The sequence below is a fragment of the Haladaptatus sp. HS23 genome (assembly GCF_056892285.1).
In genome coordinates this window covers 20,256-35,125 of record NZ_JBXGLH010000026.1, presented here as the reverse complement: position 1 = coordinate 35,125, position 14,870 = coordinate 20,256, and the positions used below count along the sequence as shown (strand labels likewise).

The 14,870-nt window shown below is 51.7% G+C and carries 10 protein-coding genes; 4 read left to right on the top strand and 6 right to left on the bottom strand.

Annotation, left to right across the window (positions count from 1 at the left end):
• Nucleotides 1-622 precede the first annotated feature (622 nt).
• Together AC1XDK_RS29220 and AC1XDK_RS29215 are read left to right on the top strand one after the other, a co-directional pair.
• Nucleotides 623-859 carry a UPF0058 family protein gene (locus AC1XDK_RS29220; protein WP_483353543.1) on the top strand — a complete coding sequence of 79 codons (237 nt, stop codon included), beginning with the start codon at nucleotides 623-625 and terminating at the stop codon, nucleotides 857-859.
• Between the two features lie 1,966 nt (nucleotides 860-2,825).
• Entirely contained in the window at nucleotides 2,826-3,563 is a 738-nt protein-coding gene (locus tag AC1XDK_RS29215) for an IS6 family transposase (RefSeq protein ID WP_483353542.1), read from the top strand.
• Nucleotides 3,564-4,430: 867 nt separating this feature from the next.
• Here the strand turns inward: AC1XDK_RS29215 and AC1XDK_RS29210 are convergent.
• Nucleotides 4,431-4,598, bottom strand: coding sequence for a DUF1931 domain-containing protein (locus AC1XDK_RS29210; RefSeq protein WP_483353541.1), 168 nt, complete (start codon nucleotides 4,596-4,598; stop codon nucleotides 4,431-4,433).
• Between the two features lie 964 nt (nucleotides 4,599-5,562).
• On the opposite strand from AC1XDK_RS29210, the gene AC1XDK_RS29205 reads away from it, so the two are divergent.
• The gene (locus AC1XDK_RS29205; RefSeq protein WP_483353540.1) at nucleotides 5,563-5,751 is read left to right on the top strand and encodes a hypothetical protein; all 189 of its coding nucleotides are present in this window, start codon (nucleotides 5,563-5,565) and stop codon (nucleotides 5,749-5,751) included.
• A 408-nt stretch (nucleotides 5,752-6,159) separates the two neighbouring features.
• On the opposite strand, the gene AC1XDK_RS29200 is transcribed toward AC1XDK_RS29205, so the two are convergent.
• The 5 genes from AC1XDK_RS29200 to AC1XDK_RS29180 form a co-directional block, all read right to left on the bottom strand.
• Nucleotides 6,160-6,387 (bottom strand): hypothetical protein, encoded by a 228-nt coding sequence (locus AC1XDK_RS29200; protein WP_483353539.1) that lies wholly within the window; start codon nucleotides 6,385-6,387, stop codon nucleotides 6,160-6,162.
• Nucleotides 6,388-6,604: 217 nt separating this feature from the next.
• Nucleotides 6,605-7,039: a hypothetical protein gene (locus AC1XDK_RS29195; RefSeq protein ID WP_483353538.1), complete on the bottom strand. Its 435-nt coding sequence runs from the start codon at nucleotides 7,037-7,039 to the stop codon at nucleotides 6,605-6,607.
• Nucleotides 7,040-7,148: 109 nt separating this feature from the next.
• Nucleotides 7,149-8,348 (bottom strand): orc1/cdc6 family replication initiation protein, encoded by a 1,200-nt coding sequence (locus tag AC1XDK_RS29190; RefSeq protein ID WP_483353537.1) that lies wholly within the window; start codon nucleotides 8,346-8,348, stop codon nucleotides 7,149-7,151.
• A gap of 1,354 nt (nucleotides 8,349-9,702) precedes the next feature.
• Complete coding sequence (locus AC1XDK_RS29185) at nucleotides 9,703-10,521, bottom strand: phosphatase PAP2 family protein (protein ID WP_483353536.1); 819 nt, start codon at nucleotides 10,519-10,521, stop codon at nucleotides 9,703-9,705.
• A 133-nt stretch (nucleotides 10,522-10,654) separates the two neighbouring features.
• Nucleotides 10,655-12,427: an ABC transporter substrate-binding protein gene (locus tag AC1XDK_RS29180; RefSeq protein ID WP_483353535.1), complete on the bottom strand. Its 1,773-nt coding sequence runs from the start codon at nucleotides 12,425-12,427 to the stop codon at nucleotides 10,655-10,657.
• A gap of 762 nt (nucleotides 12,428-13,189) precedes the next feature.
• Here AC1XDK_RS29180 and AC1XDK_RS29175 point away from each other — a divergent pair.
• Nucleotides 13,190-14,827, top strand: a complete 1,638-nt coding sequence (locus AC1XDK_RS29175; protein WP_483353534.1) for an ArnT family glycosyltransferase — start codon at nucleotides 13,190-13,192, stop codon at nucleotides 14,825-14,827.
• Nucleotides 14,828-14,870 lie beyond the last annotated feature (43 nt).

Below are 14,870 nucleotides of genomic sequence, written 5' to 3'. Positions count from 1 at the left end.
GACGGAAATATCGTCAAGATGGTCCATTAGAACACTCAACGTTATCCGGGCAGAAATTTCTAACGGCTACTATAGTACGCCGACTACAAGCAGCACCAGCGGCGTGTCGACGGCAAGAATGAAATTCGCGAAGAGAAGCATAGCGCCGATGAGGACTAACACCACCCCTACCCAAAGCCGCTCTGTTCGTCCGAACATCTCATATGTATTGGCGTGGGACGGACATAAAAAGAGCGGCAATCGATCAATTCGGATAACTATAGATATCCGGATTCATTTGCACAGTTCAAAAATTGCTTCGTATGAAATGGTAGCAGCCCGTCATAGCGATTAGCGATCGGCTTGGTATCATATGAACAGACTGAGGGATATTGTTCGGTCCGCTGTCACTCTGACTGTTGTGGTCATTAATAATCTTCTACTCGGTGACTGCGGATCGAGACAGCAAACGGACTCCGACCCGGTCATTGTTAATATCGGAAAAATATTTAATCGATATTTTAAATATTAATGAAGTGATGAAAACAGAACCGGAAATCTCTCGGTTATACCCCCTGAGTCGTTGTGTGGGAGGATGTCTCAAGGAAATACTATAGGGGTTCAGTCGTTAGTTGTCTTCGGGATGAAAAAACAAGAGCTCATTCACCTGCACGGACTGCTTTCAGAAGTACGAACACGGTTTGAGGCAGGAACCGATTCCACATATAACAACACGGGGTACGACGAACAGAATACACGGCCAACTTCTATCCACCACTCGAAAAACGACCACCGAGACGCGGTACTCGAATTGGCGAACGAGCTCACGACGAATATGATGAGCGAGGAAACGGAAACCGTCGCTCCTCACGCCGACTAATTCCTGCAAAAGACGTATCGAAGAACTGTAACAGATACTAGCGATAGTTATCCACAAGGTGGCCCTTGTAGCCAACATAAAAATTCGGATGGAGTCTCATCCGAGCCTCAGCGCTGTCATGCGGACAGAGTCTTTGTGCATAGATATCTTCTCTTGATCTCTGGCCGAATTAGCAATCCAGAAGTCAAGACTGATATTTTCAATTCATAAATCTCGAATAGAACAAAATAAGACTAGTAAGCAAGTTGTTAACACTCATATGGGTGGACTTAGGCCACTGCGTGGGCTTTTGTACTGCTCACTCCGTTTCTATTTGAGAGGGCGGCTCTCGTTGTTCCGGGCCAAGCACTGTAAAATATTGCATATATGGCGCATGGATGGGGGAACATTCGCACAACCGAGGGCGAGATAACCATCTGAATCGGAAGTCTCCTCTTGATTCCGTTCTCTGCTGTACTCGATTTGGTGAGCAGTTGATCTCCTTGTGCAAGTCGAAGTGACGGGCGAATACAAGCGATCACCTGTTATAACGGCAAACACGGTCCTTACACTGTTGAAGCAAACAGGAATCGGCTAGAGCAGATTTTGAGCCGATGAACGCCAGGTAATCAGGCAGCGCTGACCCGGCTGGTCGCTAGTTCGGGAAGAATTAGAATAGTACTTGAAATCGATGTCTGAGATCCAGTTTGAAGCGCTTGCAGTGAATGGTTTGCCCAAATCGTGCATTCTGGGACCTCTGTACCTACTCTAGTCTCATCTTTCAGGCGTGTGAGTTTGATATAGCAATATGCAATTCATTCTCCTTAGAATGGCTGTATTTGATGTATACAGACCTTTTCATGGAGGTTTTCACTGGAAATGGTAGTGTGCTGTCCACTTCCGCCTTGGCTTCTAAGCGGAAGTAGAACCACCCGGGGGGCACCCACCGAAATTATGCGCGAACGTTTCTTGACGAAAACCCAGCCGTCAGTACTGTTCCTCTGCGACGCAGGATCGTCAATTGAGGATTCGAACTCACACCCCAGTCAGCTATATGGTTTCCGTCACGCAGGGGGTCACAAGTCCTGAAAACGGCAGAATACAAACCAACGATATTCCGCGAATTCACCGGACAATGGGGGGTGTAGACTGCTGTTTTCGATTACCAAAAATGGTCGCTCTCGCGGGAGCGACAGGGTCCCCTTTGGAAAAGCTCATCTGGCGAATTCAAGTACGAGACGGCCCGTATCGTCGTTACTCATCTGCTGTGGATGTGTAGACGTCATTGGATGATTCTGCACCTCGAAGGTCGAAAACGGAATTCGACGGTACATATCCGGTTTTAACGGTCAAATCGGACGTTTCGGGATTTTCGTACGTGATCAGATCGCATGCCATCAAATATCGCTAGATACCCGTTACAGGAGACTTACCGTACGAATTCCACAGAAAAAGAGGTTTTATACTCAAACGATTATGCCTCACATTGGCGTTCAATAACTGATTTAATAACTGTACAAATTCGTTCAGTCTATCGATTAGGCGTGAATAATAGGGGTCCGATTTTTTATTTATTATTAAGTCAGATATGGCCGTTTCATGCCTTCATCCCCCAGTTTAGACTTTGCCATCACCACCTCGATCAGCGAAACTCCTAACGAAAGTTACCATTTGGAGTACACCCTCTATATACAACCCTCCTCCCGGGCTATTTGCGGGGTGTACGCGCATGGAGCATCGGTAAGCAGTACGCTCGGGCCGAGAGAAGCGTTCAAATGAATGTAAAAAGGGTGTAGACGACACACTCAACCGGATCGCCCATGCACAGAATAGCTATTACGAAACAAATTGATCGACTCTGTCTATTATCGATAATAATGTCAATTTCTGTATTTATCTTCGAGCGCGGATTTTGACTCCCTCCTGACTCTTTCTGTCAAGAGGCACTGTCTAGATAAGGACGAGCAGGTCGAAGAGTTAGTGATTGATGCTACTCTCAAACCTGCTCAAAAAGAGTTTAGAGACGGCAACGCTTGAATGTTGGGAGCGTGAGCGGACGGCGACGTTAACGAGACGCTTCGCGTCTCGTTCGCACACCAGAAATCTCCGATTTCTGGGGACGCCCGTCAGGGCGTTCGCCGTCCGGCTCCACGCGACCGGTTGGTCACTCAGAGAAACAAAAGCGATTCTTGCGCTCCTCGGCGTAAAACGGTCGCATCAAGCGATCTTTCAATGGATTCATCGGATATCTGACAGCGTTTCCGACCCGCCGTCGGCGCAGCCGACGCGGGTCGCGGTCGACGAAACCGCTGTCAAAATCAACGGCGTTTGGTCTTGGGTGTACGCTGCAATAGACACAGAAACAAAGTTACTGCTTGGTGTCAAGGTGTTTGATCGGCATGGGACCGATCAAGCGGCTGCGTTTCTAGCTGATTTGGCCGAGAAACACGATCTCTCAGACGCTGTGTTTCTCGTTGATGGCTACGGCTATCGGACTGCCCTCTTTCGAATTGGATTGAGCGGTCACCTTGACTATACCGAGCGAAACCTGATCGAAAAGTGGTTTCACACGCTCAAACAGCGGATTGACCGCTTTCATACCTCGTGGGTGGGCAGTCGGCTGAGCGTCCAGCGGTGGCTTGAACAGTTTGTACATTACTATAACTATCAGAGACCGCATCAATCGCTCGACAATCGAACACCTGTTGAGGAGGAGCTAAACTAGACAGTGCCTGTCAAGACGATACGACCCATATCTGTTAGTTCGTAGTACGAAGCCTCTTTCGTCCCTGTGTTTGGGTTACGTCGATTTCGGATGGTGACCACATCCTTGAGCGTACGAAGTGGATAGTGCAGAGCGTTATCTGTTTGGTAGCGCCGGTTGCAGCGCTTCGGACAGGGGTGGTCGATGTGACTAGAGAGAATACGATGGTGGTTCTGAGTGGTGGGAATCTCAGTACTACAGAACACATCAGTTAACGAAGAGGTTTTGGCATCACCGGATCTGGCGCCATCACCCTAAGCCATCCTCCCCGTTACTTTTACTGAAACAGCAGAGTCATTGGTGGATTCTCTAGCTAGCTTCGGATGTCTGTTTTCGATTATAGGTACGGTATTTACTACCCCTTCTTGGCTAATAAGTTGAGAGAGTTTAATCGATTACCATCCCTTTGGTATTCTGTGTCGCTAAAGGAGTGAAGCTTCATACTCGGCCAGACACAAACCGGCGAGGAACGCGACCATAGCACCTACTCCCATCGCTGGCCAGCGAGCTAGACCGGTTGCGAGCGCTATCTGAAGCGTCATTTGTGCGAGCACGATTCCCACTAAGCAAATGAGCACGCGAGTTGCTGACCGATCCAGCAGTGTATCTGGGTGTAGGTTCTCTAATCGAATCATGATCCATTCGTTGTGTAAGTATCGGGTGGTTCACTCATATTCCGTGGCTACAGAGTGAAAGTGAAGCTCCGTTTGGGTGGTGCTCGTCAGTTCTTATCGCTCGGGATATTGAGTAATGACAATGCTGTCGGGAGCGAGATCTTCGTGAATGGGCTTAAACCCACCTAGGTTAAAGAATAAGGGTGATGGATCACTACAAATCGCGTGGTTGAGCGGTTTTGCGATTGTTTTCTTCGGCTCGTCGAGAAGCGTCTTCGAGAATTGATACGACTCCATCATCGAGTGCATCGTAGAAGTCGCTTGCGACATTTTGTCCTTCGAGCTGTTCTTTCACTGCGGATTTGACAACCAAATCAGCCATACAGCCACTTAAACGGTATAATACTACAAAATACAGCGGAAGATAGTTGCCGTACGATGATTCGTTGTTACCACAGACAGTGTTCTCACGGCGATACACAAGACCGAGTTTACTTTGATATCTGCTCTGTGGATTGCATAAATGCAAGCAGACAGTGTGGTCCAATCGCTAGTAGCATTTCTAATTGTCTTATTTTCGAATAGTAGCACAAAGCATTTACCGAACCCCTCAAAGGCTCACATGTGGCGCGGTTGCCTCTGACACCCTGAATGGGCTTCCATGTGGGTCTGGCGCCATCATCCCGATCCACACAGAAAACGCACGCTGACGGGCATCGTCTATCAGTGTGAACATCCCGAGCCCACACTCTCCTATCGTAGGTCTGAGCCCGGGGAACACGTTCTGTACGTTGCCACGCCATCGAATAACCTGTACCGGGTGCAGTACACTACTACGACGAATACGAGCACACTGACACCAAACTTGATCGGTATAGACGCACTCCGTCGGGGACGTACGCGTGGTTGTGCACGTATGCCCCTGTCGAGTGCATCACGAATCCGAATGGAGGTGGGCAGGCGTGAATGGGTTTGCTCCCAAACCATTGAATCCACGTAATGCCGACTCACTCGTTCAATATCTCTCGTCCGGTGATGGCGTTCGTATCACGACAACCGACTGCCAACGGACGATTTGCACTGTCAAAGAGGCGAACCACCGACATGTTATACCCCTCAGCTTGTTCTGACGGGGCCACCGATCACCACGAGTGCACAGGATGACATTCAGCAAGCCACCTTCCACTGTTGTAGTCAGCCCGATTCTGCCATGACCGTTCTCGAGTACACGCACTCCCTCACTGACACGACTACCCATTGGATCGGTACACCCACTACCATCGCCCACCCGCCACGGCTCTCGACACCAGTAGTGGACACCGCAGTTCCAGTGGAGGTGCGTGCCAATGAGTAACACCACTACTTCCAGAGTGTCTACTCTCGAAAATGCCTCGGTCAGCGATCTTGCCAAGCACATCCAGTCGCTCACCGACCGTGTTGACGAGCTCGAACAAGAAGTCGCCAAGAAAGACAAACAAATCACGGATCACCATACAACTATCGAGGATAAAGATGCCCGAATCGACAACTGCTAAGAAATGAAATTCGCCTATATTAGTAGCCAATACTAACAAACGGTCAATCGAGAGTAGAGTATGTCTATCTCTGCGAAATAGAGGAGATCACGTTCGCGACCTCTCTCTATTACAACGGTATATTCGAACTCGACAGCGTGAGATTGGTTGATAGGAGAGATACACACCAATAATCAAACAGATTATCTTTGTGATAGCGAGGAAATCCCGCGTATACGGCGGGGAGAATGTCACGAGTGGAAAGGAATAAAGCAAAGAACTCTGCCTCTTGATCGGTCTTTTCGTCGGTGATTGGACGGGCATCAATTAAACCAAGAAACGGAATAGGTGATGGTTGGTGCTGAATCAGAGACCATCATATAGGAAAACTAACTACTTTGGGAAAATGGTTCTGGGACTCATCACCAATTAATAGTCGGTCAGCCGGAGCTTGCCCTCGACTTCATAGACATAGCCGCGCAGATACAATTGTTCAATAATATCCTCGGCAGCAGGCTGATTCAGATCTTCTTCCTGTGCCAGAATTTCATAGGCGTGCGCATAGGTGAGTTCCCCGCCGATTGGAACGGCACTCACGAGTGCATCGAGTGCGTCTTGCGCAAGTGGTGTGAGAGACGGTCGTCGATTCGAAATCATAGACGGATTCAATACGATCACTGGTGATGTAAATCCTTGGGACACAACAACATGGATAGACAGATATCAGGCACACATCGGATTTCATTTGCGTTCTCGTGATTCTGTAACGGAGAGAGCACACACCACTTTTCCGCTGGTTTTGGTCGAACCAATTCAAACCAGATGACAGCCTTCTCGCCCTAAACGTGAGGATTTGTGCTCGTTTGAAAGGAAATCATCGACCCAGAATCCGTGCTAGTAGACCGTCAGAGTCGCTGTCAGCGGATTCTATTGGTTGAAGTTCGGCTTGTTCTCGTGCAGCATTCGCGTGTCGCTGCGCTTTCTGTGCTTCTGAGAGACGGGTGTTCAAAGTTTTCTTGTCAGCATGGAGTTCCTCGATCCGCTCGTCTTTTTCATCGATTAGCTCTTGTTTACTTTCGAGCCTCCCTTCTAACCTTTCAGCCCGTCGGAGATGTTCTTCCTTTTCTTCCCGTATCTGGTCAATAATCATATTTTTACTATCAAATTCAGACCGATTCGGCCCCGATTCGGATTCCGCTTCGGTCAATTTCTCGCGGACGAGCTTACTTATCGAAATGTCTCGCTTTCGGGCCTCTTTTCGTAGTTTCTCGGCACGTTCGTTTTCGACTCGGATTGTAAGTGGGTCCATTTGGTACTGATTCGAATACCCGATTCTTTAAAGCATGGTAATCCATTTGTCTTTTTTGTCCAAAATGAGTTGTCTCGGTGTTAAGAGCGACCGTTATTCAGTGCCGAACCTACTCCTCAGTGACGAGTACTTTTTTCACGACCTTTGGATCTTCGAGAAGTCGATGCTCGGTGTAGCTCCCTTCCGCACTTCCTCCGCTCTGACGGGCTTGTTCGATAACGTCGAGGAATGCCTGCTCACGAAGCAAATCCCGAACGCGGCGGGTCGAAAGGGGGTCACTATCCATCTGCCGACAGACCTGTTCGTACACTTCGTATACCAGACTCGTGCGAAAAGCGTCCGCGTCGGGGTTATCCAACGAAAGGATCGCGAGCGCTTGTAGCGCATATTTCGAGTGCGGTGTCGCACCACGAATGAGTTCGCGAAACCGGTCATTTTCGGCTCGTTCGCGAGCCTTTTTTACATACTCTTCCCGGACTCGCTCCGCATTCTCAGCCTGAGCAAGTTCACCAGCATATCGGAGGATGTCAATCGCCTTGCGGGCGTCCCCGTGTTCCTGTGCGGCTTGTGCGGCGGCAAGAGGAATCGTTCCGGGTTCCAGAACACCCTGCTTGAACGCGTCGCTACGAGCGTCCATAATGGCTCGAAGCTGATTGGCGTCGTATGGTGGAAAGACGAATTCACGTTCACAAAGACTCGATTTGACTCGCTCGTCCATCCGATCCTTATACTTGATCTTGTTGCTGATGCCAATGACGCCAAGCTTACAGTGTCGAAGCTTTCCTGCCTCTCCCGCGCGAGAGAGTTGCATCAGGATGTCGTCGTTTTCCAACTTGTCGATCTCGTCGAGAATGATGACGACGACATCGTACGACGCGTCGAGGATTTTCCAGAGACGCTTGTAGTACGTGGAAGTAGAGATACCCTTGTCAGGAATCGAGATGTTCGTCTCCGATGTGTTTGTCGTACTCGCAATCGTCTGGACCGCCTGCGTTTCGGTGCTATCCTGTGCACAGTCCACGTAAGCGACTCCGACGGTGACACCTTCCTCGTCGGCTTCGTCGACGAGGCGGCGAGAGACGTGTTTTGCACAAAGTGACTTTCCAGTTCCTGTTTTCCCGTACAGGAGGACGTTGCTTGGAGATTGGTTGAACAGTGCGGGATTCAGCGCGTTCGCGAGAGCAGAGATCTCGTCATCACGACCCACGATCCGACCGTGGGTTGGAAGATGGTTGATTTCGAGGAGCTCTTTCTTGGCGAAGATGAGATCCTCCCGAGAGAAGAGTTCGTCCGAGTCGGCGTCGCTCATGGACACCACGTTTCCAGTGAAATCCCTTTACTGTTCCGGGCGTGAAACGACCGAACAGTAACCCGAAAGGAGAGTTCCTCTATGTCACCCAGATACTCGCTCTGATACCGATCGCTCCACGAGAGGTAGACCCGCTGATAGTCGTTTGGCTAACCGCGCGCGAGATACTATCGCGATGGAACATCCGTTTTTGTTGGGAGGATGATTGGAGACACACACCACGTTTCCAGTGAAATGGGGCAAGAAGGTGGGTAGGTTGGTGGATTATCAGGAAACCGTTGCCGCTAACTAGTGTAAGAAATCTACCCGGAATCCGAATAGAATAGAAAAATATATGTATGAACAAAGCCTAAAGTCCATTAAGTTAATCACAATCATATAATCCGTGATATATCACGGATTGCTACACCAGAAACCGAGGTAGGTTACTTTCGTGGTCCCCTTTCACTGGAAACGTGGTGTGTGTTTCAACCGTTTCGAGTAAGCCGGTGTGGTTCCCGTTCGAGTGTTGCTGTGTTCTCTTTCGTGAATCGTTTCCTATCTTGCGGTTTATTTTGTTCGTGGTGTGGTTTTGTGGATCGTCTTCACACCACGTTTCCAGTGAAACACGAAATCAAAACTCCACGAGATATTGATCGACCGTGGACAACGGAACAGGGAAGCAGGATGAATTCTGGCACGAGAAGAACGAAAGCGCGGTAATTCACCGGAAATGAGGTGTGTTACAGCGCGGGGGTGGACACCTCGTTTCCAGTGAAACCCACCGATCGATCGTTCGTAGTTGTCGGCTTTCTGTGACACCCTTCCGTACTCGCGGTTCGACTCCGTCTGGCTCCCGTTCCCTTCGACCGTCGCTCGACCTTTGGCCGCCTGAAGGAGACCATGTTTCCAGTGTAATTTTCATCCTCTTCCGGTTCTATTCACCGATGTACCGCGTCCTTTCGTTTCTAACACCGAATTTCAAAATCCTCCATTTTCACTGGAAATGCGGTGTCTTCACGCTAACCACGACATCTCCCCATCTCCGGTTATTTTCCCCATAAAAAACGAGAAATTCACTTAAGTGTCAAAACACCGTCTTTAACGACTGAAAATATCCCCCAATACCCCCATTTCATCTGCACCCCCACCTCACCTTTCCCCATTTCACTGGAAACGTGGTGTGTGTGTCTCCTAGTGCTATGCTACCATTTGACACTGAATAAAACACACCATACGTTTCACTATACGTCTTATTTTTGAGTAAATGTCAACCCTCCCGAAATGAGCGATAAGCCTCGATCACGTGACGGCCTCCTTTTCCCCTGCTATCCTCCCATTTTTTCCTCTTTATTTCTCGCTGTCCGTTCTGGCTCTATTCCTCCCCTGTGTGTCCTGTGTGCGACTCGTCCGAAACGTACCGATCCGCGATGAGAACGCTCCCGACGCCGAGGACACTGCCTGCACAGACATCGGTCGCCCAGTGAATTCCGAGATACATCGTGGCGACGATGATACTTGCCGCCATGGGGATGGCAATGACGGCCCAGCGGGGATACGAGTCCCGTGTCTGAAACGCGAGGAGCGCGGAACTAACCGAAAGCGACGTGTGGAGGGATGGGAAGACGTTCGTGTTCGCGTTCACTTGCCCGGTCAATATCTGGGACTCGGGATACGTTGAGTACAGCAGTGGATGAACTACGTCGGGTATCAAGTTTCGTGGCCCGTAGGAGATGAACAGGATATAGCACACTAACCCGAGACTGTAATTTACTGCGAACGCGACTGCGGCTTTTTTCACCGGTCTTTCGTCCGCCAGTGCGAAATATGCGATGAACGGGAACACGAGGAGGAACACGTAGCCGTAAATATACATAAACGAGAAGTACATCGTGATCTCCGGTCGTGCGACCGACTGTACCGTCCCCACGAAGTTGCCTTCGAGACCGTGAATCCGACTGGTGATGTTCCAACCGATGAGCCACGATAGTTCGGGCCCGTACTCGCGGGCGACCTTGTTCACCCCGAGAACGACGAGCAGAAGACCGAGGTGCGGGTACACATCTCGAAGTCGATCGCGGAACTGGCGACGCGCACGGTTGAGGCCCGTCGGTCCAATGACGAACGTCGCGGCCGCGCCGAGCATCAGCAGCTCACCGACGAGCACGAACCCGGTGATTTCGGCCAAGCTCACGCGCTATTCACCTCGTGATGGATATCCATCGACGACCAGTTCTCGGGTACTCCCTGTTTTTTACGTCTCCATTGCTCATCCATCTGAACCGCGATTCCCCGTCGTCCACTTGTCTGACTCCCGATTCGACCGTTCATCGTTGTAGTAGGTTCCCGCTGTTGGTGTATCGATACCCCGCATCTCTGAACGCCTGTTTCGCCTTTCCGACGTCGAGAGTTCCGCCTTCGCCGGGGAAGGGTAACTCCGGATCGGTTCCGTTCCATCGAAGTTTCGGTGCGCACGAGTCGTGTTGCGCCAACGGACTCGCCGCCGGTTCGGCATACTGGTCGAACACGTCATCGACGAGGTAACTTTTATCGAGCAACCGAGCGACCGCTCGTCGGAATCGAACGTTGCTGAACGGTGCCTTTCGAACGTTGAAACCGACGTGATACATCGATGGCGACGCATCGACGTGTAACTGGACGCTCTCCGAACGTCCGATATTGCGCACTTGACTCGCCGTGACTCCCGTTGCGGTCCCATCAGCCTCGTCGTTCAGCACGAGTTTTGCTGCCGCCCCTCCCGAGGGCACGACGCGGAATTGTAACTCCTCGAACGCGGGGCCGTCCGCGTACTGTCGTATGTACTCGGGGTCTGAGGTCGAATCGTCGTTCACATCCAGTTTTCCCGACCCTGCCTCGAGATGTTGAAGGAAGTGGTGGTCGAACCGCTTGAACGTTAGCCACGTCTTCGCTTTCGCATCGCTAAACTGGAACGGTCCGCTTCCGATCGCTTCCATGTTACTCCAAACGAGCGCCTCGGTCGTGGTCGAGTCGCCACCGAACCCGGCAATTTCCGCCTGTTCGTGTTTCGATTTCCAGACGTGCTTCGGCAGTACGGGCGTGGAAAACGCTTTCGTCGCGACGTCTCGATTGGCGCGTTCGAACTCGATTCGAACGGTTCGGTCGTCGACAGCTTTTGCCGACTTTACCACCGAAATCGAGTCACGGAACCGCGGTGCTGGAACCGGACTTTCGAGCGACCCGAGCGAGGTATCTCCGAGGAATTTGTAGGTGAATACGACGTCTTCTGCCGTGAGTGGTTTGCCGTCGTGCCACCACAACTCGTCTCGGAGGTGAACCGTAGCGGTGGGCGTGTCCGTAGCCGAGAGCCACTCCCACGACTGAGCAAGCCACGGACGAACCTCGCCGTCTATTCGACGTCCCAAGGGATCGTACAGCAAGTCGACTATCGTTTCGTCGCTCCGGAACTCGACCGCGAGCGGGTTGAGGTTCATCGTCGGTGCCAAATCCTGTATCGTCATTCGGAGTGGTTCTCCGTCGTCGTTCGCGCGTACCGAGAGATACCCGAAGAGTGAGTGAACCGTCTCGTATCCTGCCCAACCGCCGAAACTGTCCGTTCGCGTCGCTCGAATCTCGTCGGGAAACGCGACGACGGAAAAGGGTTGGTCGCGCGCTATCGCCCGCTGTAGCTTCTGAAGCGTTTTCGTCCGCTTTTCCCCGCTCCGCTTTCGTTGGGCCGTGAGAAGGTCGTCGACGCGGAGGTTTGCGTAGCCAAACGGGTTCTGCCAGCCGGTTTCGGCGTCGAACCGAGAATGGAGCAGCGTCCTGAGTTCGTCGGGGTCGTCGATACCGGGATGTTGTCCGACGTAGCAGTCGAACGACTGGTTGAGGAGGATGTCCCGCCACAACTCGACGCGTCCCATCGGGACGACTTCTGCGTCGATACCGACCGCACGGAGTTGTCTCGCGAGGAACTGTGCGATGCGAATCGCTTGCGGGTTCGCGTCTGCGGGGAGTGTTTTTATCGAGAATGATATCTGTGACGGGCTATCGCGGCTAACCAACGACCGTGCTTCCTCGATACAGCCGCTACCGAGCGTTATCCCGAGGGCGGCAAGCATTTCACGTCGTCGCGTCTTCGGGGTGGTTTCTGCAGTGTGTCGATTAGTTTCCTTGTTTGGTGACATTGTAGGGGGAGGTCTTCGTCACGCCGTGGACACCGTCCCGCTTGGAAGACGAGAGGGTCATCGGTGGGACGAGACTGGGGGAATTGTGGCTGAAACGAGTGATATGGGTATTGTTGTCTACAGAGAGTTGGGGTTACCCTTTTATTATTTATAACTTAACGTCTTTCTTTCCTTTCTCTGGTGAATGAGCTTTGAGAACATCTTCCATGATACCACTTGTGCCACAAAAATTAACTATGCTGTGCTGTATTCCCCCATATGTGTTTCATCTATTATCGTTCCATGGCTCCCGTTTCACGGTAGGATAGTACTATATCGTTTATTTACTGTTCAAACAGTGCTTGAACGGCTTAGCCACGCGATAATAAAAAGTATCCACGTATACGCTATGAAAAAGATGCCCTCCCAAACGTCGTATCGTACCTCCGTGCTGCTCACCACGGATACCGCTCCGGTTCCGCATTCCCCTCTCGAAGGGGTCGGATGTGAGAGCGGTACGCATGTGAATTGTACGCACGGCGGCCAGAAAGAAAGTATAGTCGGCTGCCCTTCAGTACGAGCAACGCCGCTCGTCCCCGCCCGGCACACGAACGGGTATCCATCCCGCGGGGTACCTGCATGGCACGAACCGAACGGTATCGAGGGACGATTCCTGGCTACCCCGTCAGTTAACTATCGAAGGTGGAGTGAAGTCTGATGTCACATGGTGTCAATGAACAACAAAGATGGGATGTCGTATCGAAGATCATCGAGTTAGCGAGCGACGAGCGTGCGTGGCTCGCAGCGGCGATAGGAACCGGAGTATTAGTGTATCTCACCTATCTTCTGATGCACCCGTACCCGGCGTACGGTGCCGGGCTGTATCTCAAAATCGCCAGTGAAATCAGTGCCCACGGCTACGGTCTTCCCGCTCGAATTCCGCTGTACACCAAGGACGGGGTTCCGTTCGGTTATCCCCCGCTCATGTACTACGTCTCGGCGATACTCATGGACTTGACCGGTGTCGATCCCATTACGTTCAGCCGGTTCCTCCCCGGACTCGTAACAATTTTGTACCTCATTCCGTTCTACTACCTTGCTCACGAGGTCGTTGACTCGACGCCGCAGGCCGGGTTCGCTACACTCGTCCTCGCCGTGACGCCGCCGGTCCTCCAGTGGCATCTTTCGGCGGGTGGCGTCGTCCGCGCCCCCGCTTTCCTATTCGTCATAACTGGTGCATACACTGGTATTCGGATGTTCAAAACCGGAGAGTGGAAGTGGGTCCTCGCTTCGTCCATTCTGTTCGGATTGACGATCCTCACTCACCCGGTCTACACGGTATTCTTCGGAACGACGTACCTCGTGATGTTTGCCTGCTTCAGTAGAACGCTGCGCGGCTTGCTGTGCGGTGCAGCTGTAGTCGCTGGCGGACTCGCGATTTCCTCGCCGTGGTGGCTCCAAATTATCGCCATTCACGGTACCAGCATCTTTACCGCTGCTTCAGGGACCCATACCGGTATCGCTGGTGGTACTCACCGTTTGCTCAAACAATTCATCTATCCGTTGGATCTGACTTGGCCCAGCGTGTTTTACATCGGATCATTCGTGGGTGCGGTCTATCTCGTTGCAAAACGTCGGTTCTTCCTCCCGCTGTGGCTGCTAGCCGGCGCCTACATGCTTGGAAAAGTTCGATTCCAGTTCCCCGCCGGTGCGATAATGGTCGCAGTACTCGTCTTCGAAGTCATCATCCCACGGGTTCAACAGTTGACGAAAAAAACACGCTACTCCCGCTCTGTGCCGCTCGCCATCGTCATTGTCCTCACCATCCTCGTTACGAGTGTCGGCATCTCGTTCGCCGGAAGTGGTCTCCACTCCCATCTTGGGAGCACGACACAGCCCTCGTTCGTGGATGACGACGATATGGCCGCAATGGAGTGGGTTCAACAGAGTACAACCTCGAACTCTGAGTTCGTTGTTCTTGGCGACAGCGCTGAGTGGTTCCCGCTCATGACCGACCGTGTCATGCTTGTCGGGCCGTGGGGTGTCGAGTGGGAAGGCCATGACCGCTATCGCCACCAACTCGACTTGTACAAGCGAATGTCACGCTGTCCAGATAAAACGTGTCTGACCAAGAAGATGATTTCGAACGACGTTGACCCGGAGTATGTATACGTCCCCAAAGGTCACTATACCGTCCGTGGGATTGATGAATACCAGAAGCCGTGGATGCGCGAACACTTGGTCGGCTCCGACCGGTACAAACTCGTCTACGAGAACGAGGGCGCGATGATATTCCGCGTTCAGGAACCGATGGAACCGACCGAGATACCGGAAGACGGGCCACAGCCCGTGTAAATTCCCGCCCGAGCAGCCACCGAACGTATTTTGGATTGTCTCG